This window comes from Brucella grignonensis (assembly GCF_002252505.1).
GTDB classification, from domain to species: Bacteria; Pseudomonadota; Alphaproteobacteria; order Rhizobiales; family Rhizobiaceae; genus Brucella; species Brucella grignonensis.
Window position 1 is genome coordinate 100,577 of the sequence record NZ_NNRL01000168.1, and the last position, 24,470, is coordinate 125,046.

A 24,470-nucleotide genomic window follows, 5' to 3' on the forward strand; every position below is an offset into this window, starting at 1 on the left:
CACGCTGACAAATATAAATCCGACTAGGGACAATATGTATGGCGCGCGACACGACCGATGAAACAGCACTGACCGGCGTTGAAGAACTCGCAGCCTATCTTGCCGAAGGCAGCAAGCCGAAAGATGCGTGGCGCATCGGCACGGAGCACGAGAAATTTCCTTTCTACGTCGCCGATAACAGCCCGGTTCCTTACGAAGGCCATCGCGGCATCAAAGCCATTCTGGAAGGTATGAAGGCCAAGCTCGGCTGGGAGCCGATCATGGATGAAGGCAATATCATCGGATTGGTGGAGCCAACTGGACAGGGCGCGATTTCGCTGGAACCTGGCGGCCAGTTTGAACTTTCCGGTGCGCCTCTTTCAACCATCCATCAGACCTGTCGTGAAGTGAACGCGCATCTTTCGCAAGTGCGCGAGATTGCCGAACCACTCGGCATTCGTTTCCTAGGTCTTGGTGGCAGTCCAAAATGGACATTGGCCGAAACACCTGTCATGCCGAAGTCGCGTTATAAGATCATGACCAACTACATGCCGAAAGTCGGGCATGAGGGTCTCGACATGATGTATCGCACCTCCACGATTCAGGTAAATCTCGACTTTGGCTCCGAAACCGACATGCGCCGCAAGATGCAGGTTTCGATGAAGCTGCAATCAGTTGCGACAGCACTGTTTGCGAGTTCACCTTTCACCGAAGGCAAACCAAACAATCTTCTGTCGTGGCGCTCCAATATCTGGCGCGACACCGATAACCAGCGCTCGGGCGTTTTACCCTTCGTCTTTTCCGAAAACTTTGGCTTCATCGATTATGTCGAATGGGCGCTCGATGTACCGATGTACTTCATCCTGCGCGACGGTCATTATCATGACTGCACGCATGTGACCTTCCGCCAGTTCATGAATGGCGCTTTAAAGGGCGAAGTCAGTGATCCTGTGCCGAATATGGGCGACTGGACCAATCATTTGTCGACGCTGTTCCCGGAAGTACGCCTCAAGCGGTTTCTCGAAATGCGCGGCGCTGACGGTGGTCCTTGGCGTCGTATCTGCGCCCTGCCCGCCTACTGGGTTGGCTTGCTCTATGACGATGAAGCGCTCGATGCTGCAGAAGATCTCACAAAAGACTGGACCTATGAAGAGGTTTTGGCGCTGCGCAATGACGTGCCAGCCAAGGCACTCAATGCTTCATTCCGTGGCAAACCCGTTGCACAGATTGCCCGCAAGACGCTCGAAATCTCGCGTCTCGGTCTTCTCAACCGCAACAAGCTGAATGCGGACGGGTTTGACGAAACGCATTTCCTGGCACCGCTGGAAGAAATCGTCGCCGCAGGCACCACTGATGCCGAGCGCATGCTCAAGGCCTACAACAGCGTATGGGCCGGTTCGGTCGAACCTATCTTCCTCGAATACGCATATTAGAGCGTGTTTCGATCTGATTGGATCAGATCCGCGCTCTAAATATTTGTTTTAACGTGCATCTTTGTCCGAAAACCGTTTCACACTTTTCGGGATGCGCTCTAAACCTCCGATAAAGCGGACGTTGTCTTCGTCCGCAACCAGCGATGCGCCGGGTCACTTTCACGACGCTTATGCCATATTTGCACAAAGGGTATGGGTGGCAACGCCACCGGTGCGGCCAGAACGATCAGATTATCGTCGGGCGGTAGATTTTTGAGCCCACCACGCGCGATGGTCAAAATCAGGTCTGTGCCCGCGATCAACTGTGGCGCAACACCCCAATGCGGAACAACCACGGCGACATGGCGCGTGTGTCCTGCAAGTTTCAGGCTCTCTTCAATCTCGGTCGTTGCGTCGCCACGCACTGCAACAAGCGCATGCGGTCGCGCAAAATAAGTATCGGCGTCGAATGGTCGTCCTTCAAGGCTGCGACGATCCAGCAGACACACATATTCATCTTCCATCAGTATATCAGCCGCGATTTGAGCCGGCAAATGCGGGAACACCCCGAAACCCATATCAATCTCGCCATCCAGAACGCGCGCAATCATGCCTTCGCGACTAAACTGGCTGATAGCCAGATCAATGCCGGGCGCATCCTTTCGTAATTCTCTGACCAGTTCCGGCAGCACGATACTGCCGCCATAATCGGACATGGAGAGATGAAAACGATGTTGCGTGGTTGCAGGTTCAAAACCTGAAGGGCCAAGCACACTGCGAACGCCTGACAGAACTTCCGCAAGCGGCTTGGCAATTTCCATGGCTTTGATTGTAAGAGATAGCCCTGCACCTTCCCGAATGAGAAGTTGGTCATCCAGCAACTCGCGGAGACGCGCCAGCGCGTGACTGGCCGCTGGCTGGCTCATATTGAGCCGCACCGCCGCACGCGACACATGACGCTCTGTCAGAAGGACATTGCCAAGTTATTTGGATTTGGTACTTTTGGTTGCTTGCCTGTTCAAGTCAGGCGGTCATTTTCGCAGTGTAATTTGCCCATAGCCAGAATGCGTCAGCTCTTGCATGGCGGTATGAGGCGGCAGTGAGATTGTGGCGGCGAGGACGGAAGATCGTGTTGATTTGAAACGTCCCATGATTTTCTCGCGTTTTCGGTTCAGGCGGTATGAATTTTCAATCCTATTATTCAAACCCTTATGAACACGATGATCGGTATTTGGCGCAATAGTCCGTATCGGCTTAACATAGCTGGCAAGCTTGTCCGTCACCACGACGCGGGGCTGACCAAATTACCTGACCAGGCTGGAGAAGAAACGCTTGGCGGCCTTGGTATTGCAGCGTGCTTGAACCAGAATGACGAGAACATCGCCTTCCGCATCCATTGCCCGCCAGAGCCAGAATTTTCTGCCGCCGATCGTGATGACGATCTCATCCATATGCCACTTTTCATTCGGCCTTGGCCGGTCCTTGCGTATGCAATGAGCAAAATGACGGCCAAAATGATTGATCCAATGATCCAAAGGCGAACAGTTTTCCGGCTGACGATCACGCCACGTTCAGCAAGAAGATCTTCCACATCAGCTGTGCTCAGCGCAAACCGATGATAGGCCCATACCGCATATGCGACAATCTCGCGCGGAAATCGAAACCCCTTCAATCGGGGAAATGAACTGGGTAACTTCATACCACCTCGATACCCGGCACGATCTGGTCAAACAATTTGGCAATGCCTCTTGCTCAAGGACATTATTGAGATATTTGACCTGCCGCATTGCAATGTACATCATTTATCTGCAACGCTTTGCGACAGGCTCTCTTAAAAACCGCTTCTCAGATTACGGTCTATGCACCCGAGTTCAACTCGTATGAGATGTTACCCTGCAGAGGCGCCGGGATCGCAGCATTGTTACCTTCAGCAGCTCGATTGCCCCAGGCCAGCACCCGGTTATCAGCCGTTAGCGCTACAAAGGCTTCGTGACTTGCATAAATTGCCCGAACCTCAGTCAATTGCAAGGCAATGTTCGTTGGGATGACCCCGCCGGAGTTTGCGTCTCCCCATGCGACCACTGTGCCGTTTGCTCGCAATGCCGCGAATGCTCTTGTACTCGCTACGACTTGAATAATATCTGTCAAACTGGGGATCACGCTACCGTCTGGGAAGCTCCCACCATGATCGGCGTCTCCCCAGACCACTACCTGGCCAGATTGACGGCGCGCCGCGAACGCTAGTGCACTTCCTGTAATTTCAACGATATCTGTCAGATTGGAAATCCCGCTATTAGCCGGAATGTTGCCACCATAAGCATCATTCCCCCAAGCGACCACTTGGCCATTAGCTCGCAATACTGCGAACGCCCAACTATTGGGCACGAGCTTAACAGCATCTGTCAGATTGGAGATTCCACTATCTGCAAGCATATCGCTCCTTCCCCAAGCCACTACCTGACCAGTCCTGCGCCGTGCTGCAAACGCATATGCACTTGCCACAACTTCGACAACATCGGTTAAAGCTGAAATCCCACTGTCGACCGGAATATCACCACCATAATCAGCAAGTCCCCAAGCTACAACCTGACCTGTATTCCGCAGTGCGGCGAACGCAAACCAATTTGGTATGAGTTCAACGATATCAGTTAGACTAGAAATCCCGCTGCTGGCAGGAATGCTGCCACCAGTCTTGGCCTCTCCCCAAGCGACTACCTGGCCGGTCTTGCGCAGCGCCGCGAACGCTTGAAAATTTCCCACAACTTCGACGATATTTGTCAGATTGGAGATCCCGCTAGTGGCGGGGATACTACCTCCACTATCATCAGGGCCCCATGCTACCACCTGGCCAGTGCTCCGCCGTGCCGCGAACGCAGATTTAGATGCCACGACGTCAACGATATCGGTTAGGCTGGAAATTCCACTGCTGGGCGGAATTGCACCACCAGAGCTTGCACTCCCCCAAGCCACAACTTGACCTGCTTGCCGGCGTGCTGCGAACGCAGAAGAATTTGCGGTAACTGCAACGATATCCGTCAGACCGGAAATTCCACTGCTGGGCGGAATTGCACCACCAGAGCTTGCACTCCCCCAAGCTACTAGCGAACCTGCGTCTTGTTGAGCAGCAAATGCCCCATCCGCGTTTTCTCCGCTACCTGACAAGTTCCGGGGACGGATTTGCACGCGATCTCCCAGAGCCTGCACCTCCAGAACCTCGGCTGGCCTGGTATCCACGAAGCGAGAGCCGGTCACGGTCTCGGCATTGGTCTGATCTGCATAGCGCCACAACGCCTCCACCGGCTGGCGCGTCTGTGCATCCAGCGCCGTCAATACGCTCTGACCAGGGAAATAGGCGAAAGCCGCCTCCTGTGCAGTTCGTCCCGTTCTTGATCTTGCGCCCATGACGAGCAATCGACCATTGCGTGCTGTTGCCTGGATTGCGTAACTTGCAGGATCGGATGTTATCACGCTTCCGGCTCGATTGACGGTATAATCCATTGTGATTGTGGTGCCGTTATTGGCGGCGACCACGGCATGCGGCACGGTCACGATCACATCCTGATCCGTCTGCAGCACTGTGAATGGCACATCGGTTGTGCCCGCTCCAGCCTTCCCGCGCCAGTGCAGCGTTCCGGTATCACCTGCAATCAGACGGGCCGCTGCAATAATGCGCACCGATGCACCACTTGCAGGCACATTGGCCGTGATCAGAACATTGCCTTGCGCTTCATCAACACGCGGCGCCGGCAGTATCACCTGCGCAACCCCGACCCAAAGTCGTAAAGACGCTGACTTGCCAACTTGCACACCGCCACGCACAACAGAATAGCTCGCTGTCACGTAATGATCGAGATTACCTGCAATATCCTCCTCATAGACCCTGAAACTCACACCGGAGGCCCGCTCCGCCGCTGTTTCAACCGCTTGACTGTCCGAATACGGCCCGGTCTTATCGCCAATCCATGCCAGCCGCACTTCATCACCGATAGCAATACCGGCATAGGCCGGAACGTGCACATCCACATAAGGTAAGGCCGGACTCAGCCGGTCGCCATCAGCTTTCGGCACCGTTGGTGCTGGTAAAAGTGCTACGCTTCCGGTGATCTGTAATTGCAAGCGCGCCGATTGCTGCGCCGGCACTTCTGACACTAAAGTGGCTTTCACCTGATAGTACACTTCTACCGTACCACCCGTCAGCGCTGCGATCTCGGCACGCGGCACTTCGAACAAGATATCATGCCCCACTGCGCCCTGCGTCACGATCAACGGCTCCGTATAATAGGTCGGTTGCCCGTTGGCCCGCTGGCCCGCCCAGATCATGGTGACTTCATTGCCCTTGGCCATGCTCGGATAAGGCGTGATACGCACGGTCGCTGATGACAGGTCATAAGCCAGTTGACCGCCATTTGCCTGGTCGACCGAAGGTGCCGCCAAGCTAATGGCCTGCCCCTTTATGTTCACCTGTGTACGCTGAGATGGCAGTGCCCTCCCGTCCAATTTACGTAAAGTATATGAGACAATCGCCACACCTTGCGCAATCGCGGCAACCTTCGCATTCGGGATTGAAAACTGAGCCACCTGCGGCACATTTTGCAATACCCGGCTTGTGCTGTAGCCGACCGCAGCGCCTCCGGCATCACGGCCGGCCCATAGCAGCTCTATCGTATCGCCCGCGGTGAATTCGCTCCCGATTGCAATGACCTGTACGGTCGCGTCCCTGCCGGCCAGAATGGCCAGATCCACAATCCCATCGACAGCCTCGGCAACCAACGGCGCACCCAGCTGCGTATTACTAGCCGTCACCATGACCCTGGTTATTAAAGACCAACCGTCTGACGGGTTCAAGGCCGCATCGATGATTTGATAGTGCAGCGCGATTTCGCCATCGCCCGCTTCCAGAATTGCCGCTTCATTGACCGTGAAACGTACCGGCTTCCCTACATCGTCAGGCTGCACGGTAACCCAGATCCGTTCGCCGCCCCACCAGAACTCAATCCGGTCATATTCCGCCATATTCAGATAGGGCTGTATGGTGATCTCGACGCCGCTTTGAGCCCCCGCTTTGTTCACGCCGGATTCTGCAACATCGGGCGGGACGATAGGGGCGGCGATATTTTTGTTTTCCTGTGTGCTATGGTCCGGATTTACCCCACCAGGAATATCGAATTTAACCCAAATATCACAGGGCGATGCAACTGCAGTTGCAGTGCTTAAAGCAGTGAGGCGATAATAGGGCGCTACGCGACCGGGTTGGATGCTGGATTCGGGTATGTTCAAGCCGATACGCGTGTTTATGTTGTACTCATCAACCGTAGTAGAGGTGATCGGAAGATCCGGCGCTCCCCAAAATACCTCGATGAAATCACCTACCAGCATCCGTTGATAGGGGTCGACGAATACTTTCAAACCATCCCTGACAGCGTTCACACCTACGGCATGAAGGTTTGCATCCGGATCACCAAAAGGGACTGCAACAGCTGTCGGAATATCCAGCTGAGCAAGTGGAGGAGTTGATTCATCTGTAAGCGGAAGGACGGTGTTTTTTGTGTTTTTTGCCATTCTGGACTCCTGACACCCAAGCAAAGTGATCCTCTGCGGGGTGTTGTTAATAAATATCGCGCTTCTATCGCGCTAAAAAATGAACCGCTGCGCCACGCAACAATATATTGCGGGCATAGATAAACTGTAGCTGCACCCGAAGATGCAACATTCCGTTTCCTTTAATCATTAGATAATCTGGTTTGGTATTATGTGTGCAGTATCGTGTGGCCAAGTAGTGCTGAATTAAATCGTTCGGCTTGTACTATTTTCATTCCTTTTCTAGTTGTGGGATGGGGGGCGGGTAAAGTCCCTACTCCCATCCCACGATTTATATAGGACAACATTTAAACACTAATGCACCGTCTTTCAGCTAAGGAAATCCCGCCAATGTGTATCAGTGCCAATGTCGTCACAAAACCACAAATGAAAATCAGTTACCAGACGGTGATGACAATTCGACTTTGACCGTCGCTATTTTCGAAGTATATTTATTGCCTTTCTGATCAACTATATATTTTGCGCTAGCCGAACCCTGCCTTTGGTTTCCAGTTACTGCAGCAATCGTATCGACGTAGGGTGAGTAAGGCACTGTAAATTCCATACCATTTGCCATGAGAACTTCTGTTACAGTCATACTCTGATCATATTCAGTGCCTGGAATCTCGCTGTCGGTGGCGTTGTTGGTGGTTTTAAAAGCGACCCACAGTAGCTTTACCGTATCACCCACTTTCATTCCGGCATACGGTGCAACCCTGATTTTGACACCACCGCCAGCTATTATTGTTTCCTTCGTTATCCAGTTTTTGGCTGTCGTGCCCATGATCGTTGGTGCAAGCAGTCCATCCGGCCCGCCAGGGGTGTCCATGTCAACAACCACCTTTGCTGAAGGCGAGTAAATGGAATTCTTTGGCGGTTTCGTGCTAGGTCGGCTAACAGTGTAATGCACTTCAAAGTCATCGGTGTCGGCGGTAGCATCGACAATACTTGCGGGAATTTGAATAGGCGGAAATGTTTTTGCAGCTAGATCAGCCGCAGAGATTGTATAAGCTCCAAGGGGGATAGGCTTGTTCGGCATTTCTCCCCAGATCAATTCAATCACTGCACCTTCTTCAGTGATGATTGGAGCAGCCGGATTACCTCGGCCACTTTGATAAAACGGAATGATTGCCGTTGCGGCTTTCCCCTTGTCGTCGGCGAGCAGTGTATTTACTGCATTCTTATTGCTCCCACCTCTGATCGATGGAGGTTGCAATGCTTCATTCACGTTAGTGTCTGGAACAGGATCGACCGGTCCCACAGTGCTAACATCTACTGTCACTGGTATGCTGCTTGATTGTGTAACACTCGCTCCACGCTGCACTTCATAGCGAACTTGGATAGTGCCGGAGCCTTCTTTCAGCACGATCGCTCTTGGCACTGAAACAAAGACCGGAAACTCGTTTGCCGACACCATTTCGGGGCTAAGTGAGGAACTTCCCCAATACGCCACGACGCTGTCACCATTTACTATATTCGTATAAGCAAGGATCTGAATCTCGACTCCGGCATTAGCATCATCGAGGTCTATCAGGCCGTCTGCGGCCAGAGGCACGATAGGATCTTGCAGATTGGTAGGTTCTGGCTGCAACGACACATCAACGTAGGCCATTTCCGAAGGCGGCCCCTCATACCCGACACGGCTGACCAGGTTATACTGTAAATAAACTCGACTATCCGGAAGAGCCGTGAACTGCGCTCCTGGAATCACAATCGGTATCTTCTGGTCTGTCACATGCTGAGCAGTTACCACAACAGCGGGAATCGCTGTCGTCTTTCTTGAGTTCCACCACAGTATAACCGTTTGACCCGCCTCCATTTCATCATAAGCCGGTACTGTCACGATGACTTGATCGTTATTCTCCTCAAGATATTTTGTCGTGATTTTGTTGTTCATATTTGGGGGGAATAGCAAAGACACTGGAATATTGTTTTTATTTGGAGGTTCGCGATCAATCTTTATAATCAGAGCTTCTGACATATCTTTTTGTGCAGAACCAGAAACAACTTGATATCTCACTTCAACTTGGCCTTTGTAACTGCCAAACTGATAATTTTCGAGTTTGAATGGAAATTTGTACGGTGTCGGTGGTAGCGGATTAGGCACCTCAAATAGGGGCTGGAGACCTGGAACATTATTTATATATAAATATACGTCATCATCAGGCGCAACACGCGGCCATGGTCGAATCTCGAGATTGAGCCCATTATCAAGAATAGCTTTTGTCGCCAGATTGCCTGGCTGTAAAAACGCTTCCAATGGAACCGGTGCTGCCAGCGGCGGTGGTGGTGGTGGTGGGGGTTCCTCCCCGTCGCGAAATTTCTTCAACCGCATTTGGATTTGCAATGCACGTGCCTCATCAGCACTTATCTTTTTTGATTCCATCGTTTATTCTCCGTAAGAGATCGTCGCAAGACAATCGGTTTATACATGATCATTTGGATCGCTATGCTGCGAGAATTATGAGTTTTACCAATACGCATTGCAGAGTTGGTAATAATATTAAATGAAATATTCACTTTCAAATTCTTGAAAATAAATTACGTATCAATGCAATTTTATTTTATATTATGCCAGGGAGATAAAAACTCGTATTTTTGGCAGGATAAACAAGAAAAGTGGATCTGTTGCAGACGTTTCGTCAATGATGTGGGTGATAGTACTCTGGCTTACAATCTCAGTCTTCGGAGTTTGAAGGAAATGATGGCTGAACGCGGCATCCCGATGGATCATTCCACTGTGCATCGCTGGGTTCTGTATTTCAGTCTAAAGCTGCTTGAGCATTTCAATGGCTGTGTCGCAAAGTTATTGTCTCTGACCTGTTGAATTCAAGTCTGTTATGATTGGTCGAAAGTTATTGGAGACCGATAATGATCGATTTCAAAGGCATGCAGTTTCCCAAAAGTGTCATCCTGCATGCCGTTTTCTTCTACGTGCGTTATCCAGTCTCCTATCGTGACCTTCAGGAAACTCTGGCTGAACGCGGCATATTTATCGATCATGCAACCCTGAACCGATGGGGTATTCGTTCCTCACCGCAGATCGCCGCGCAGGCTCAGCTGCACAAACGGCCCACGGCTCTCGTTCCTGGCGCGTTGACGAGGCCTATATCAAGGTGAAGGGAAAATGGACGTATCTTTATCGCGCTGTTGACCGCAATGGCCAAACTCTTGATTTCCTGTTGTCTGAGTGCCGGGATCTGGCTGCAGCGCGCCGGTTTTTCAAGAAGACCATTGTAACCAACGGTGTTCCCGAGAGGGTTGTCATTGACAAGGGCGGAGCCAATCTGGCCGGGCTGCAGGCTGTGAACACGATCTTGAAATTCACAGGTACCGGCGAGATCATTGAAATCCGCCAGAACAAATATCTCAACAATATCCTTGAACAAGACCACCGGTTTATCAAGCGGATCACTAAGCCGATGATGGGTTTCAAAACATTTCATTCCGCTGCAGCCACACTCGCTGGAATCGAAGTGGCGCATATGATCCGCAAAAAGCAGTTCGCCAACGGCAACCGATCACCATTTCAGGTCTTTGCTGAACTCGCAGCATAATTGCGTCCAGAGATAAGGACAGTTCTACTCTGCTCAAAACTTTGCGACACAGCTCTCTGCGGTGAGGAACGAATACCCCATCGGTTCAGCGCATGATCGATATATCTGCCGCGTTCAGCCAAAATTTTCTGAAGGTCACGATAGAAAACCGAATAGCGCACATAAAAGCAGACGGCGTGCAGGATGACACTTTTGGGAAACTGCGTACCCTTGAGATTCATCATCGCCATTAAGGTCCAAACAACACGTGCCATCTTGGCGTCACGACACGAAAGTGCTCGGATTGTCCGACTTATGAGAACAGAGGGGGATCAGGCTACCAGAGAGGAGGTTTCCTTCCGCAGCGGCCTGAGATCAAGACCATCTGTCGGGGTCCAGATATAGTCGCCGGTGAGACTGATGTGTTGCCAGCCGAGCGGAGTTATGTACTTGATAATTTCGGGCGGCGTAATAGTACCTTCCCGGTTGAGTTCGGCGAACGCCGGTTCGAGATAGAGCGTGTTCCAGTAGACAATGGCATTGATCAAAAGGTTCAGACCGGACGCCCTGTAGAACTGGCTCTCGAAGGTACGGTCGCGTAACTCTCCGAGACGATTGAAGAATAAAGCGCGAGCCAGGGTGTTCTGGGCTTCGCTCTTGTTGAGGCCAGCAGTGGCGTTTCTGCGCATCTCCGGATTCTACCACCACTGGGGCAGAAAAAAATCGATCGATTGATGCGGCCGAGATCGCGCAGCGCCAGTGCCAATCCGTTCTGGCGTGGAAATGCCGACAGCTTGGCAAGCAGGGTAGAAGGTCGAACCTGGCCGGAGCGGATCGTCGTTACGAGGCGAAGGATGTCATTCCAGTTTGCCTTGATGCGTTCGACGTTGACGGGCTCTCCGACAAGCGATGCCAGGTTCTCTGGAGGCGTATCGCCGGGGAATAGATAGAGCTTGCGATCCTTGAGACCTCGTAGCCGGGGCACGAGTTGGAAGCCGACGAGATGGCAAAGGGCAAAACTCATGTCGCTGACACCGCCGGTATCGACATAGTGGGTCTCGATGACAAGCTCACTGCCATGATAGAGCAAGCCGTCGAGAACATAGATTGCCTCGCTGGCATTGGCGTTCATGGCGACAATGTAGAAAGCGCCATATTGGTCGGACGTGAACCGATAGAATTTGGCCCCCGGGATTGGGGTCGTAACGAGCGTTGAGGTCGCCGATCGCCTCGGCATGACCGCCAGCCGAAAAATATTGGCCGTCCGAGGATGAGGTGGTCCCATCTCCCCATAGGCTTGCGAGAGGCAATTGTCTTTGGGCGTTGACGAGAATCGCATGCGCGGCGGTGTAATCTTCTTCCCGAATGTGCCAGTCATGCGCCCAGGCAAGCTGACGCATCGTGATTCCTGGCGAGACGTCCGCCATTCTCGTAAGGCCGAGATTGATGCCATCCGCTAGGCTCAGGACCCATTGATTTGAGAATGAAGAGCTGATTCAGTTTCTCTTGAGGAGACTGAACGATGAGTAATCTTTACTGGCTGAGCGAAGGGCAAATGCCACGCCTTCGCCCCTTTTTTCCCAAGAGCCATGGACGTCACGCGTTGATGACAGGCGTGTCTTGAGTGGAATTATATTCATTCTTCGTAATGGGTTACGGTGGTGTGATGCCCCTAGGGAATACGGGCCCTCTAAAACGCTCTATAATCGTTGGAACCGTTGGTGTCACAAGGGGATATTTGCTCAAATACTGGAAGGCCTGTCTTCCAAGTCGTCGGTCGGAAAGACTGTCATGATAGATGCGACCTATTTGAAAGCGCACCGCACGGCCTCAAGCCTACGGCTAAAAAAGGGGGTGGTGGACGCCTGATCGGCCGGACAAAAGGTGGCATGAATACCAAGTTGCATGCCGTCACCGACACGCAGGGTCGCCCTATCAGGTTACACGTCACGGCGGAACAAATCAGCGACTACACCGGAGCTACAGCCTTAATTGAGACGTTACCGAAGGTCGACTGGCTTCTTGCTGATAGAGGCTATGATGCCGACTGGTTCAGAAAACGGTTAAAAGACAAAGAGATAAAGCCGTGCATCCCGGGTCGCAAAAACCGTAAGAAGCCTATCAAGTATGACAAACGCCGATACAAGCGACGCAATCGTATCGAAATCATGTTTGGCAGACTGAAAGACTGGCGAAGAATTGCTACCCGTTATGATCGCTGCCCGGTCGTGTTCCGTGCAGCAATAGATCTCGCAGCAGCCGTTATATTCTGACTCGGAAAGCAATGAGTCCTGAGCCTAATTGAACGATCAAGCCGACAAAGGTTCCGCATAAGTTCTCAAATCTCGGACAGATTCACCACTTTCGTGTCGTGACGCCAATTATGTTGAGTGATTTGCGAAGCTGCAAATTCCTTTGCTGTGAAGGCGCTCGCTGTCAATACGTACAATGTTAGCGTTTGGATATGACAACGAGCGCTCATGGAATGGAAGAAGATGGTTCTGCCTAGGCTAGTCCAAGCCGCTTGCGCAGTTCCGCATTTTCTGCACGGAGCTTGTTCGCCAGCTCTCTACGAAGTCGCTTGTTTTCTGCTTCGAGTTCTACGAGATTCTTCAACTCATCACTCTGATGAGAGACAAGTGGCGTGCTCTCCTTGACCTGATTTTTCCAGTTGTAGTAAGTCTGCTCGCTGACACCTGCTTCTTTAAGAGCGGCCTTCAATGTAGTCTTGCCGCTCTGGATTTGCTTTGTTATCGCTGCGAGCAACCGAACCCGTTCAGCTGGTGAACGCCGGACAACTTTGGAGGATTTCTCCTTAATGATCGGCGTTTCATCTATTTTTGCTTTCGCCTGCTTGTTGGGTGTTCTGGCTTTGGATTTAGCGACTTTAAGCGACTCTTGCACTTTTTCCGCTGCCTGGTTATCTGTCACTGTAATATTATCATTAGCCATGCCCATGTCTCCAGAAATGAAATTAAACGGCGCCCTAAATACGAGTAAAATACACTCTATTACTTTAAGGTTGGTTTACAATTAGGAAGGTGTATGCGCTTAATTCGACTGTTATTACGCTGCTACTCACAGGATCCCCCACCTTTCGGGGATAGGTTGCACACTTCATCGGCTACAGATAGATTATACATATACATAGTTGGTCGACCAACCTGATCAGGACGATAGTTTTAGCATGAAATTTCCAGGCAAACGTTTGATTGTCGAATATAAAAATCGTCGCTCGCATAAAAGCACGAATTCGTTATGGGGGGATATCAACCTCAAAGAAATTACGCGCGAAGTTGAGAGCGATCTGTCTTTGCCTGAGTATGCTAAGCAGAATAACCTTGAGAAAACAGTGACAGATCCCAACGCGCACGCGCCTTATGCAACCCAGATATCGCCGGTGCAGGCTGATGAAAAGCCAACCATAGTTACTGAGGGCGAGACTTCCGCTGGGCCTTTACCCGAGGATGGCATCAAACCTGCATCAGCAACAGTGAGACAAAAAGCAGCTTCTCGGCGCAAGCGGAATGCACCAGTTGGCATTAAAGCGGCCACCTTAAAAATGGAACATGAGGGTGGCAAACTTCATGATGCAGCAACCGTTTCGGCTGCTAATACGCTGCCTTTATCATCATCCGGCTCAGTTTCATTGTCGCCGCAAGCCAAATCGATAATCGTTGTAACCGGGCGCTCCCAAAAGCCACCAACAGTCAGCAACATGATACCCGCGCCGACTGCAAAGCCTACGATACCAAAAGTACGCGGCTCCAAGCAACTGACCCGACGTCCTATCACTGGCTCTCATGCCTCGCACTTGAAACAAGATCCTCATCTTAATGCATTGGAAGTTGAGAATAGACGGTTGAAACTGCTGCTTGTCGAACATTTACGGGCGGAAAATGCGCGTCTGGAACAAATGATACTTCGTGCCGATCAGGTCTTTGATGTGACAGATGAAAGCGCATAACGCAGCAAGGCATTGAACCGCACCGCAGAGTTTAGAAAACAAACTCGCGTTGGTTTGAACTAAAAGCAGATAATCCACCGCTTAATGGAGAGAAAATCGATGTCGACCGAAGATACAAATACTAACGGCGAGGCCTCTTCGCAAGATAGTGCTGTCGTTGCCAAGCTGGTCAAGTCAAAAGCACCCACACGTAAAAACTCAGCAACGAATGATGCTCCTTCTTCAACTGATACTGCGGAGAAAGCAAAACGTAAGAAATATTCCCTTACAGAGCGAGTAAAGTTATTGGCGTCAATCGCCAAAGATTTGAAAAACAGCGATACCACTGTCAAGACAGCATTGGCGAAAGTGGGGATCAGCGAACAGACATACTATAACTGGAAGAAGGCTTCAGAGACAAAAGTCCCAAGCGTGCCGGTACAGCAGAGTGATGAACTTAGAGCTTTGGTTGAACTTGAAGCTGAAAACCAACGGTTACGTAAGGCTTTAGCGGAAAAGCTTCATGCCGAAAATGCGGAGCTCCGCAAACGCCTTGGATTGTGATGATCGGTTGTTCGTGTATCGATTGGAATACGAATAACCAGCCCCTTTGTCGCCTTTCCATACATTGTCTGCTAACTTGTTTCGATGAAATCTCTAGCGACATTCTTGAGGAACAAGTTTGTATTTTGAAATAATCACAGTCGTGCTGCTGACACTTCTGAACGGCGTGCTTGCCATGTCGGAGTTAGCAGTGGTTTCCTCGCGCCCTGCAAGGTTGCGCGTTCTGGCAGATAAGGGCAGTCGAGGCGCTAGAATGGCCATAGCACTGGCAGAAAACCCTGGCCGTTTTCTGTCAACAGTCCAAATTGGCATTACTCTGGTCGGAATTTTATCAGGAGCATTTTCTGGTGCCACGCTCGGCGCACGCTTGACGGGCTGGCTCGTCGCCCAGGGCGTGTCTCCTTCGCTCGCTGACGCCTTTGGTGTCGGTTCTGTGGTGGTCGTCATCACTTATCTGTCGTTGATTGTTGGCGAGTTGGTTCCCAAACAGATCGCACTGCGCGAACCGGAAGTTATAGCGAGCCGTGTGGCGCCCAGCATGGCAGTTCTTTCAAAACTGGCTGCCCCACTCGTGTGGCTTTTGGATACATCTGGTCGTCTTGTTTTGCGCTTGCTCGGTCAGTCGGGTAAATCAAGCGACGGTGTCACAGATGAAGAAATCAAAACCGTACTTGCCGAGGCACACCATGCCGGTGTGATAGAGACTGAAGAATCTCGAATGATTGCTGGTGTTATGCGCCTTGCCGATCGTACTGCTCGCGGACTGATGACACCACGTCTCGATGTTGAAATGATAGACATTGAAGACGGCATTGAAACTATTCGCGATCAATTACAAAAGTCCAGCCGATCCCGCCTCCCCGTTCGGGGTGAAAATTCAGACGAAATAATCGGCGTCTTGCAAGCTCGCGATTTTTTTAATCAGCTTTCGTTAAAAGGTAGCGTCAATCTGCGTCAAATTCTCAAAGACGTACCAGTCGTTTCTGACTTTTCTGACGCTCTGGATGTCGTGGAGGCTATCCGCGGTACACCCACCCATATGGTGCTTGTTTATGATGAGTATGGCCATTTTGAAGGGTTAGTTACAGCTGGAGACATCATGGAAGCAATCATTGGCGCTATGCAGGAAGAACATATCGAGGAACAAGCCATTGTCCGTCGGGCTGATGGCTCTTATTTGGTGTCCGGCTGGATGCCCATTGATGAATTTTCGGAATTCATGCATTTTCCCATCGAAGACGATGTCGAGTATAATACAATCGCTGGTTTCGTACTTGAAGAACTGAAGCATCTTCCCGATGTTGGTGAAACTTTCAGCAAGAATGGTTGGATGTTCGAGATCGTCGATCTGGATGGTCGCCGCATAGATAAATTGCTTGTTAAATCGGAAGAACCTCAAACCGAATAATTTTTCGCGCGCGCTCAATGAACGTGCGCGAAGACACATCACAAAAGCAATTTATCTAAGCGTACATGATGACGCGTTTTTATACATTTGCCTATTTTATGAGCAACATATTGTCAAATATTGAACCTCTGGATTATGCTTAGCTCAATCCGCAGCACCTCCCAACCGTGATCATCTCAGCCTAAGCCCGCCTTTGGTTCACTAACGGTCGCTGAAACATGCGCGATCCCGCGATCGCTTCAACTGGCATGACACTTGCTTCTATTAAATCAAACGCATTGACGGACACATGACAAGTGGGCGGCAATGTTGGGAATCGGTTTAATACGCAGAACAAAAGAGACTAGGCGATGACAAAATATAAGCTCGAATATATCTGGTTGGACGGCTACACCCCTACCCCGAACCTGCGTGGTAAAACCCAGATCAAGGAATTCGAAACATTTCCAACCCTTGATCAGCTTCCCTACTGGGGCTTTGATGGTTCTTCCACGATGCAGGCAGAAGGCCGCAGCTCGGATTGCGTATTAAAGCCAGTTGCAATTTATCCTGATCCGGCGCGCACCAACGGCGCACTTGTTATGTGCGAAGTCATGATGCCTGATGGCGTGACGCCTCATCCATCGAACAGCCGTGCGACTGTTCTTGAAGATGAAGATGCGTGGTTCGGTTTCGAACAGGAGTATTTTTTCTACGAAAACGGTCGTCCACTTGGTTTCCCGGAACAAGGTTTCCCTGCACCACAGGGCCCGTATTATACCGGCGTCGGTTACAAAAACGTTGGATCGATCGCGCGCAAGATTGTAGAAGAGCATCTTGACCTCTGCCTTGCTGCAGGGATCAATCACGAAGGCATTAATGCTGAAGTGGCCAAGGGTCAGTGGGAATTCCAGGTTTTCGGTAAAGGCTCAAGAAGCGCTGCAGACCAGATCTGGATTGCTCGTTACCTTCTTCTGCGCCTTTGTGAACAGTACTCCATCGATATCGAGTTCCACTGCAAGCCACTCGGCGACACCGACTGGAATGGCTCGGGAATGCATTGCAACTTCTCGACCAAATTCATGCGCGAAGTTGGCGGAAAAGCCTATTTCGAAGCTCTGATGGCTCAGTTCGACAAAAACTTGCAGGATCATATCGACGTCTATGGTCCTGACAACCATATGCGTCTGACCGGTAAGCATGAAACGGCACCTTGGAACAAGTTCTCCTATGGCATTGCTGATCGCGGAGCATCGATCCGTGTACCACATTCGTTTGTGCAGAATGGCTATAAAGGCTATCTGGAAGATCGCCGCCCCAACTCACAGGGCTGCCCTTACCAGATTGCCTCTCAGGTTCTTAAGACAATTTCTGAAGTGCCAACGATAGCTGATGAAGCTCTCGCAGCTTAGATAGTAGAACAGAATAAATATGAAGGCCGACCGAGTGTTCCTCGGTCGGCCTTCAATTTTCTGGTTTCAATAACTTCCACCAAGCTCATTAGAGCACATCCCGAAAAGTGTGAAACGGTTTTCGGACAAAGATGCGCGTTAAAACAAATATTTAGAGCGCCGATCTGATCCAATCAGATCGGCGCTCTAACTGCACCCGCAAAGTGCAACATCAAAAAGTTAACTGTGCCCTCATCACGAAGTGGAAGCTTTTTAAAGAAACAGGCCCTAAAATGCTGATTTTGTTCCGCACTTTAGGACCTGATTATTTGATGCTGCCTCGTGTTAAAGATTTAGGCTGCCAGATAGTTTTTCAGGAATGTACGTGTTCGATCCTGCTGAGGGTTGCGCAGGAGCTCATCGGGAGCGCCCTCTTCGACGACTACCCCGCCATCCATGAACAGTACCCTGTCTGCAACTTCACCAGCAAAACGCATTTCGTGCGTGACGATCAGCATTGTCATGTGCTCTGCAGCGAGCTGTTTCATGACGAGATTGACCTCATCAACCAGTTCGGGATCGAGTGCCGATGTTGCTTCATCAAACAGCATCACCTTGGGCTGCATGGCCAACGCGCGCGCAATCGCAACACGCTGTTTTTGTCCGCCCGACAGGCGCGACGGATAGACATCGGCCTTATTAGCCAATCCAACTTTGGCAAGCAGCTCCAGTGCCAGCTCACGCGCTCGCGACTTACTTATGTTCTTCAATTTAATCGGACCGAGCGTAATATTCTCCAGAACGGTTAAATGTGGAAACAGATTAAAATGCTGGAACACCATACCCATTTGCTGACGCACGGAGTTTATATGCTTTTCAAAGGCCTGCCCTTTGAGCGGCTGATTGACTTGCGTACCGTCAAGCCAGACTTCGCCGCCATTCAGGGTCTCAAGATGGTTGATGGAGCGCAGAAGCGTACTCTTTCCTGAGCCGCTGGGACCTATAATTGCAATGATCTGCCCGCGCGATACAGAAAGATCGATGCCTTTTAGAACCTCCAATGCGCCATAGGCTTTGCGGGCACCTTTAACTTCAACCATTGGCTTCAGCGTGCTCATCGCGTGACCTCCACTTTTCTTTCAATATGTCGCAGCCCTGCTTCCATAACGAGGTTCACCAGATAGTAGAGTGCAGCTGCAGTAAGATAAAACTCAAAAGGACTATAGGTTTCGCTGATAGCGATCTGTGCACTATTGACCAGTTCGGCAATTCCGATAATCGAGACAAGTGATGTGTCCTTGAGCAAGACAATCATGTTGTTGCCAATGGGTGGAATAGTGTTCCGTATCGCCTGTGGTACGATCACATAACGTAGCGCCTGTCCCCGGCTCAAACCGATGGATCGTGCGCCTTCTGTTTGTCCGGGATCGACAGAAACAATACCCGCACGAATGACATCCGCATTATAGACCGCGAAATGCAGGCTCAGGCCGATAATGCCCGCAAAAAGTGCCGGGATATCGATGCCGATTTGCACAAGCCCGTAATAGATGAGGTAGAGCTGCAACAACAAGGGCGTTCCCATGAAAAGCCACATGAAGAAGCGTACGGGATATGCAAGTACAGATGGCGCATAAAGCACAATCAGGGCGAATAGAATACCGAAGGCAAAGCTGAGAACACTGGAGGCAACGGCCAAAACAAACGTCCACCAAAGCCCGGCCAATAAGAGGTCGTAATAGGGTACAACGATACTGAAATCGAGTGTTGGCATAATCTGTCCTCCCTCAATGCGGCGCAAAGCGCTTGTCGAGCAGATCGACAATCATGACGACGACATAAACAATGATCATGTAAAGCACAGCAGCGACTGCAAAAATCTCGAAGGGCTTGTATGTCGAGCTGATAAAGCGCTGCGCTGTATAAGTCAGTTCCACGACCGAAATTGTTGAAACCAGTGCCGATCCTTTGACGAGTGCGACGGCATTGACGCCCAATGGCCGGATCATGAGGCGGGCGGCTTGCGGCAGAATAATCAAACGTAACGTTCTTTCACGATCAAAACCAATTGAGCGTGCAGCTTCCGTTTGTCCGCGGTCCACACTGGCAATCGCACCACGAATTGACTCAGCCATGTAGGCGCCGATGTTCAACCCAAGGCCGATGACGCCTGCTGAATACGGCTCCAGTTCCAAGCCTATCTGGGGGCCACCGAAATACAGGACGAACAATTGCACCAGACAGGGTGTCCCACGAAATACGCTGACATATGCCCCGGACAAAAAACGCAAGATCGCAATGTTTGAGAGGCGACCGATCACCAACAGGCCTGCAACGACGAATCCTAGCAGAAGAGCAAGCACAGAAATCTGCACAGTGACCCATGCAGCCTCCAGAAAAAATGGGAGGACGCGCTGCATTAACGCAAGATCCATAAAGATACTCCGGAAAGTCATGTGAACCGGCCCGGAAAAACCGGGCCGGATTTAAACTCGATTAGCGAATGTCGCTGCCGATCCACTGCATCGAGATCTTTTCGTAACCACCATCAGCGAGCATATCGTCGAGGGTCTTCTGCATTGCAGCTTTCAGTTCCGGATTGTTTTTACGGATTGCAATACCGAGGGCAACGCGGCCACCTTCGATGTTTGGTGTATCCAGAATACGAACCTTTTGGCCTGTTTCCTTCACAGCAATCATGACCGGGATGCTATCCATGACAAGCGCATCGATACGACCTGCTTCCAGATCGATCAGCATTTCAGGCAAGCCCTTATACGTACGAACGGTCAAATCGCCCTGCGCTTTTGCCCATTTTTCATGCGCGTCACCCATTGTGACACCAACAGTCTTGCCGTTCAGTTCTTCAAGTTTTTGAATGGATGAACTGTCTTTTACAACGATTGTGCGGCCTGCGTGGTAGTAAGGGCCGACGAAGTCTACGGCCTTTTCACGCTCTGGTGTAATCGTCATGGATGCAACAACTGCATCATATTTCTTTGCAAGAAGACCCGCGATAATACCATCGAACGGCGTAGTAACGATCTTTGGCTTCATGCCCATGCGGCCCGCAATTTCAGCGCCAATCGATGCATCAAACCCAACCACTTCGTTTTTCTCGTTTGTGAAGCTGAACGGTGGATACTGACCACTCATCGCAATGCGCATCTCACCGGTTTCCTTGAGCTTTTCCAGCTCATCAGCCTGCGCTGGCACGTTCGAAAAACTTGCAGCAATCGCAACAGCTGCGATTGCAATGAGGCTCTTCAATTTGGAACTCATGACTTTCCGTTTCCTCTGGATTTGTCTTTTTGTTTTAGGGTTATGGTTTGCCACTAACCTTCATTTGAGAGCTTGGCACAGGCTCAGTTCGCAAGCATCCTGCAATATGTCTGCGCGCCCGACACATTGCCGGAATCTACCGGCATATTGTCGGCGTCTCGTATGAACGCTTTGACGATGATTATCGGAGCTCAAGCCACGTTCTGAGTGAACGATGAGTGTGAGTAAGCGAAACAAAAAGGCCGTATCCTCGTCCGGATTGCCCGGCGAGAATACGGCCTTTAGATCAAGCCTTTCGGCTGCTCTTACCGCAGAGCAGCTACAAAACTATCGTTCAGGACGCTGAGCAGATGATCGGCATTGTCGCGACTGAAAACCATCGATGGACGCATCTTCAGTACATTATCATGTGGCCCTTCCGTACCCATCAGAATACCGCGTTGTCTTGCGCCATCATTGATACGTTTTGCCAGAGTAGTTGCGGGTGCTTTCGTCTTACGATCTGTAACCAGTTCAATCCCCAGGAATAAACCTTCACCCCGAACATCGCCGATAATGTCAAAACGCGTCTGCATTTCGCGAAAGCCAGCAATAAGGTAGTTACCAACATCAAGCGCATTCTTACGCAGGCCATCTCTTTCGATCACATTGAGCACTGCGAGGCCCGCGGCACAGGAAACCGGATTGCCGCCGAAGGTGTTGAAATATTCCATGCCATTGTTAAAGCTGTCTGCCACTTCCCGCGTTGTGACAACCGCAGACATTGGATGACCGTTACCAATGGGTTTGCCCATGGTGACGATGTCAGGGACAACATCCTGCAATTCGAAAGCCCACCAGTGACTGCCCACCCGACCAAAGCCGACCTGCACTTCATCAGCGATACATATGCCGCCCGCAGCCCGAACCATAGCGTAGACTTCTTTGAGGTAGCCTTCCGGCAGAAATACCTGACCGGCAACACTTGGAATGGATTCAGCCAAGAAATATGCGGGTGCGCGACCCTGACTGCGCATCGTGTCGATATGCTCGGCAATATTGCTGGCAAAACGTTTGGCGTGCTCTTCAACAGGCCAATCTTCCGGAGCATGATAGCTGTCAGGAATGACACCTTCAAAGACATGCGTAGGGCGACCCTTCCCACCTTTGCGCTTATACTTATAAGGGCTGAGATCGATGAGTTCCTGCGTTGTCCCATGATAAGCCCAGTCAAGCACGATTGCTTCGTCGCGACCAGTATGATTGCGCGCCATTCGCAACGCCAAGCTGTTTGCCTCGCTGCCTGAGCAAGCAAATGATGCAACGGTTAGGCCTTCTGGCAATGTCGCGGTAAGCCGCTCGGCATATTCAACGATATTATCGTGCAGATAGCGTGTGTTGGTGTTCAACAATGCTGCTTGCCGTGCGATGGCTTCGACAACCTCGGGATGAGCGTGGCCTATGTGACAAACATTGTTAAAGCAATCGAGATACGCCCGCCCGTAATTGTCGATAAGCCAGGTGCCTTCTCCGCGTACAAACTTTATCGGCTCGGAATAGGAAATAGACAGGTTGGGCAGCAGGATTTCTTTGCGTTTTTCGATAATTTCCGCCCGTGTGCGACCATCCTGATGGAAGGTTTCAGGTGGAATACCTGCCAGTTCAGCCACATCCGGGAATAAATCCGCCCACACGTCCAGATATGCGGCTTCGCCCACACCCAGAATCTCGGTTGCTGTGAGATTGACGTCTGTCGTCATCTCAAAATGCAGATGTGGCGTCCATCCACCATTCTCATGAATACCGCCCATATGACCGACGAGATCACCAGCCTGCAGCTCCTGACCAGGCTTCAGACGTTCCAGTGCCTCATGTGCCATATGTCCCCAAAGCGTCACGAATGGCGGGCAGCCTTCGGGGCGGTGTTCCAGCTTGACCAGACCGCCATATCCAAGCGGCTCGTGTTCGATTTCAACGCTTATGACGGTTGCCGCCAGTGGCGTGTAAAGCGGAGTACCGGCTGGCATGAACAAATCCACACCAAGGTGATGGATGCGGCGCTGTCCATTAATGAAGCGCGATTCAAAAGCCTTGTCGGTATAGACAGTTCGCTTCTCGCCCCAGGAACCAATGCCAAGATCAACGTTATTCCGGGCACAGAAGTCGTCCCACCATTGCGTGGCCTCTGTTGCGCGCTGTTCAGCGGATGCGACTGTCATAAAATGGGATGCGTCGCCATAAGGGACAATCGCTTTGGTCATGGTCGCAGGCGCGGGACGCACAATTGGAGCAAATGTCTTGGCATTGTCAGATATCCATTTGCGGATAGCGCCTGCGCCATCTATGGCATCAAACCCGCAAGCTTTGCGCAAAATGGCTGTCGCAAAGCGTGGGTTCATTGCATCCATCTTCTCCAAGAGACGCCACGCTGGCGCTTCGCTAATGGCGAGATAAGGATTATCGTCTGTCTTCTCACGACGCGAGGCAGAGAATGTAACGCTTGTCACAAGCCGCATGGCAATAAGGTCGAACAGAAGATCGATTTCTTCTGCCTTGAGCGGGTATTTTTCATGAAAGCCCGATGCGAGTGCCGCAGCGGCGCCAATCGGATCGTCTGTGTCCAGCGCTGAATAGGCGCAAGCTATGGCCACTTCCGCGATCAGTACTGTATGAACGGCATCACCAAAGTCGATGAGACCTGCAATCTTTTCATGGTCTGTGTTGTCGACCAGAACATTCCAGTCATTCGCATCATTATGAATGACCTGCGCGCGCAAACCTGCAAGTTTGGGCTCAACAAGGGTTTCAAAGCGAGTGATGAAACGATCAAGCAATGCTCTTTTGTCGGCATCGTCTATGAAATGCAGGCGCGTACGCGCGCGGCCAGCATGACGGAGGTCCCAATCCAGATCGCGAAGCGCGCCCGGATGGATGAACCCTTGCAAAGCATGATCGAGCTCGCCCAATGAGCGGCCCAGATTACGCATCAAATCAAATGTTCTGGTTACCTGCGCAAGTGGTGTTCCCGGTAGCCAGCCAACCAGGCGCAGGGCATGTTTTTCTCCACCGTCAGCAACGGTTGAAGCAAGTACATCACCCGAAAGACTCGGTTTGAGATGCGGCACCGCCAATTTGGATTTGGCATTGGACAGGTGATGCAACAGAGCCGTCTGGAATTCACTCTCGACTTTCGGTTCGCTGGCATTGACGATCTTTAGAATCCAGTCGGATTCCGTTCCAGTTTTCAGGCGGAAATTACAATCACGCTCACTATCAAGCTCAGAAGCGCTTGCGCTTACGCCAAAAACTTCCTTGGCAAGCCTTTCGGCATCAATGGCTGAAAACTGGGGAGCGGGATGGGAGAGATCGGTCATAGTCAGTATTTTTCCAGGTTACATTTCTTACCCGCAGCTTGGC

At 51.0% G+C, this 24,470-nt stretch carries 16 protein-coding genes and 3 pseudogenes; 7 read left to right on the forward strand and 12 right to left on the reverse strand.

All coding sequences use genetic code 11. The features are described 5' to 3' along the window. Window positions 1–38: 38 nt before the first annotated feature. Window positions 39–1,412, forward strand: coding sequence for a glutamate--cysteine ligase (locus CEV33_RS21985; RefSeq protein ID WP_094542494.1), 1,374 nt, complete (start codon window positions 39–41; stop codon window positions 1,410–1,412). Window positions 1,413–1,510: 98 nt separating this feature from the next. Here the strand turns inward: CEV33_RS21985 and CEV33_RS21990 are convergent, their stop codons facing one another. The 4 genes and pseudogenes from CEV33_RS21990 to CEV33_RS22005 form a co-directional block, all read right to left on the reverse strand. Next, window positions 1,511–2,359, reverse strand: coding sequence for a LysR family transcriptional regulator (locus tag CEV33_RS21990; RefSeq protein WP_268875822.1), 849 nt, complete (start codon window positions 2,357–2,359; stop codon window positions 1,511–1,513). A gap of 55 nt (window positions 2,360–2,414) precedes the next feature. Beyond that, a pseudogene (locus tag CEV33_RS21995) lies at window positions 2,415–3,090 on the reverse strand (IS6 family transposase). Between the two features lie 158 nt (window positions 3,091–3,248). Further along, window positions 3,249–6,950: an RCC1 domain-containing protein gene (locus tag CEV33_RS22000; protein ID WP_094542496.1), complete on the reverse strand. Its 3,702-nt coding sequence runs from the start codon at window positions 6,948–6,950 to the stop codon at window positions 3,249–3,251. Window positions 6,951–7,362: 412 nt separating this feature from the next. Continuing rightward, the gene (locus tag CEV33_RS22005; RefSeq protein WP_094542497.1) at window positions 7,363–9,354 is read right to left on the reverse strand and encodes a hypothetical protein; all 1,992 of its coding nucleotides are present in this window, start codon (window positions 9,352–9,354) and stop codon (window positions 7,363–7,365) included. Between the two features lie 485 nt (window positions 9,355–9,839). Between CEV33_RS22005 and CEV33_RS22015 the strand changes: the two genes are divergently transcribed. Then, window positions 9,840–10,525 (forward strand): IS6 family transposase gene (locus CEV33_RS22015; RefSeq protein ID WP_374818146.1). Its coding sequence is split into 2 segments (ribosomal slippage): window positions 9,840–10,046 and window positions 10,049–10,525, totalling 684 coding nucleotides; the frame shifts between segments, so codons are not numbered across the junction. 311 nt (window positions 10,526–10,836) lie between these two features. On the opposite strand, the gene CEV33_RS24620 is transcribed toward CEV33_RS22015, so the two are convergent. Next, a complete protein-coding gene (locus tag CEV33_RS24620; RefSeq protein ID WP_268875823.1) occupies window positions 10,837–11,142 on the reverse strand; it encodes a Tn3 family transposase in 306 nt (101 codons plus the stop codon). Further along, window positions 11,058–11,931: pseudogene (locus CEV33_RS22030) on the reverse strand (Tn3 family transposase). Before CEV33_RS22030 ends, CEV33_RS24620 begins: the two are co-directional and overlap by 85 nt. A gap of 95 nt (window positions 11,932–12,026) precedes the next feature. Here CEV33_RS22030 and CEV33_RS22035 point away from each other — a divergent pair. Continuing rightward, window positions 12,027–12,777: pseudogene (locus CEV33_RS22035) on the forward strand (IS5 family transposase). Between the two features lie 232 nt (window positions 12,778–13,009). On the opposite strand, the gene CEV33_RS22040 reads toward CEV33_RS22035, so the two are convergent. Then, complete coding sequence (locus CEV33_RS22040) at window positions 13,010–13,456, reverse strand: transposase (protein WP_094542501.1); 447 nt, start codon at window positions 13,454–13,456, stop codon at window positions 13,010–13,012. Between the two features lie 235 nt (window positions 13,457–13,691). On the opposite strand from CEV33_RS22040, the gene CEV33_RS22045 reads away from it, so the two are divergent. From CEV33_RS22045 to CEV33_RS22060, 4 genes are all read left to right on the forward strand, one after another. Next, window positions 13,692–14,471: a hypothetical protein gene (locus CEV33_RS22045; RefSeq protein WP_094542502.1), complete on the forward strand. Its 780-nt coding sequence runs from the start codon at window positions 13,692–13,694 to the stop codon at window positions 14,469–14,471. A gap of 99 nt (window positions 14,472–14,570) precedes the next feature. Next, window positions 14,571–15,014: a transposase gene (locus CEV33_RS22050; protein WP_094542503.1), complete on the forward strand. Its 444-nt coding sequence runs from the start codon at window positions 14,571–14,573 to the stop codon at window positions 15,012–15,014. A 118-nt stretch (window positions 15,015–15,132) separates the two neighbouring features. Continuing rightward, window positions 15,133–16,422, forward strand: a complete 1,290-nt coding sequence (locus CEV33_RS22055) for a hemolysin family protein (protein WP_094542504.1) — start codon at window positions 15,133–15,135, stop codon at window positions 16,420–16,422. Between the two features lie 350 nt (window positions 16,423–16,772). Continuing rightward, entirely contained in the window at window positions 16,773–17,813 is a 1,041-nt protein-coding gene (locus CEV33_RS22060) for a glutamine synthetase beta-grasp domain-containing protein (protein ID WP_094542505.1), read from the forward strand. Between the two features lie 332 nt (window positions 17,814–18,145). Here the strand turns inward: CEV33_RS22060 and CEV33_RS22065 are convergent, their stop codons facing one another. The 5 genes from CEV33_RS22065 to CEV33_RS22085 all read right to left on the reverse strand — a co-directional run bounded on the left by CEV33_RS22065 (window position 18,146) and on the right by CEV33_RS22085 (window position 24,427). Continuing rightward, window positions 18,146–18,910 (reverse strand): amino acid ABC transporter ATP-binding protein, encoded by a 765-nt coding sequence (locus CEV33_RS22065; protein WP_094542506.1) that lies wholly within the window; start codon window positions 18,908–18,910, stop codon window positions 18,146–18,148. Further along, on the reverse strand, window positions 18,907–19,566 hold the full coding sequence (locus CEV33_RS22070) for an amino acid ABC transporter permease (RefSeq protein WP_094542507.1): 660 nt from the start codon (window positions 19,564–19,566) through the stop codon (window positions 18,907–18,909). Before CEV33_RS22070 ends, CEV33_RS22065 begins: the two co-directional genes overlap by 4 nt. A 13-nt stretch (window positions 19,567–19,579) precedes the next feature. Then, on the reverse strand, window positions 19,580–20,227 hold the full coding sequence (locus tag CEV33_RS22075; RefSeq protein WP_094542508.1) for an amino acid ABC transporter permease: 648 nt from the start codon (window positions 20,225–20,227) through the stop codon (window positions 19,580–19,582). Window positions 20,228–20,288: 61 nt separating this feature from the next. Then, on the reverse strand, window positions 20,289–21,074 hold the full coding sequence (locus tag CEV33_RS22080; RefSeq protein WP_094542509.1) for an ABC transporter substrate-binding protein: 786 nt from the start codon (window positions 21,072–21,074) through the stop codon (window positions 20,289–20,291). A 305-nt stretch (window positions 21,075–21,379) separates the two neighbouring features. Then, window positions 21,380–24,427: an aminotransferase class III-fold pyridoxal phosphate-dependent enzyme gene (locus CEV33_RS22085; protein ID WP_094542510.1), complete on the reverse strand. Its 3,048-nt coding sequence runs from the start codon at window positions 24,425–24,427 to the stop codon at window positions 21,380–21,382. Window positions 24,428–24,470: the final 43 nt, after the last annotated feature.

Bases quoted from the DNA above. Each gene is read 5' to 3' on its own strand.
- CEV33_RS22060 (WP_094542505.1), top strand. From the start codon at position 16,773: ATGACAAAATATAAGCTCGAATATATCTGGTTGGACGGCTACACCCCT.
- CEV33_RS21985 (WP_094542494.1), top strand. From the start codon at position 39: ATGGCGCGCGACACGACCGATGAAACAGCACTGACCGGCGTTGAAGAA.
- CEV33_RS22000 (WP_094542496.1), bottom strand. From the start codon at position 6,950: ATGGCAAAAAACACAAAAAACACCGTCCTTCCGCTTACAGATGAATCA.
- CEV33_RS22050 (WP_094542503.1), top strand. From the start codon at position 14,571: ATGTCGACCGAAGATACAAATACTAACGGCGAGGCCTCTTCGCAAGAT.
- CEV33_RS22040 (WP_094542501.1), bottom strand. From the start codon at position 13,456: ATGGCTAATGATAATATTACAGTGACAGATAACCAGGCAGCGGAAAAA.
- CEV33_RS22065 (WP_094542506.1), bottom strand. From the start codon at position 18,910: ATGAGCACGCTGAAGCCAATGGTTGAAGTTAAAGGTGCCCGCAAAGCC.
- CEV33_RS22045 (WP_094542502.1), top strand. From the start codon at position 13,692: ATGAAATTTCCAGGCAAACGTTTGATTGTCGAATATAAAAATCGTCGC.
- CEV33_RS22005 (WP_094542497.1), bottom strand. From the start codon at position 9,354: ATGGAATCAAAAAAGATAAGTGCTGATGAGGCACGTGCATTGCAAATC.
- CEV33_RS22075 (WP_094542508.1), bottom strand. From the start codon at position 20,227: ATGGATCTTGCGTTAATGCAGCGCGTCCTCCCATTTTTTCTGGAGGCT.
- CEV33_RS22080 (WP_094542509.1), bottom strand. From the start codon at position 21,074: ATGAGTTCCAAATTGAAGAGCCTCATTGCAATCGCAGCTGTTGCGATT.
- CEV33_RS22070 (WP_094542507.1), bottom strand. From the start codon at position 19,566: ATGCCAACACTCGATTTCAGTATCGTTGTACCCTATTACGACCTCTTA.
- CEV33_RS22085 (WP_094542510.1), bottom strand. From the start codon at position 24,427: ATGACCGATCTCTCCCATCCCGCTCCCCAGTTTTCAGCCATTGATGCC.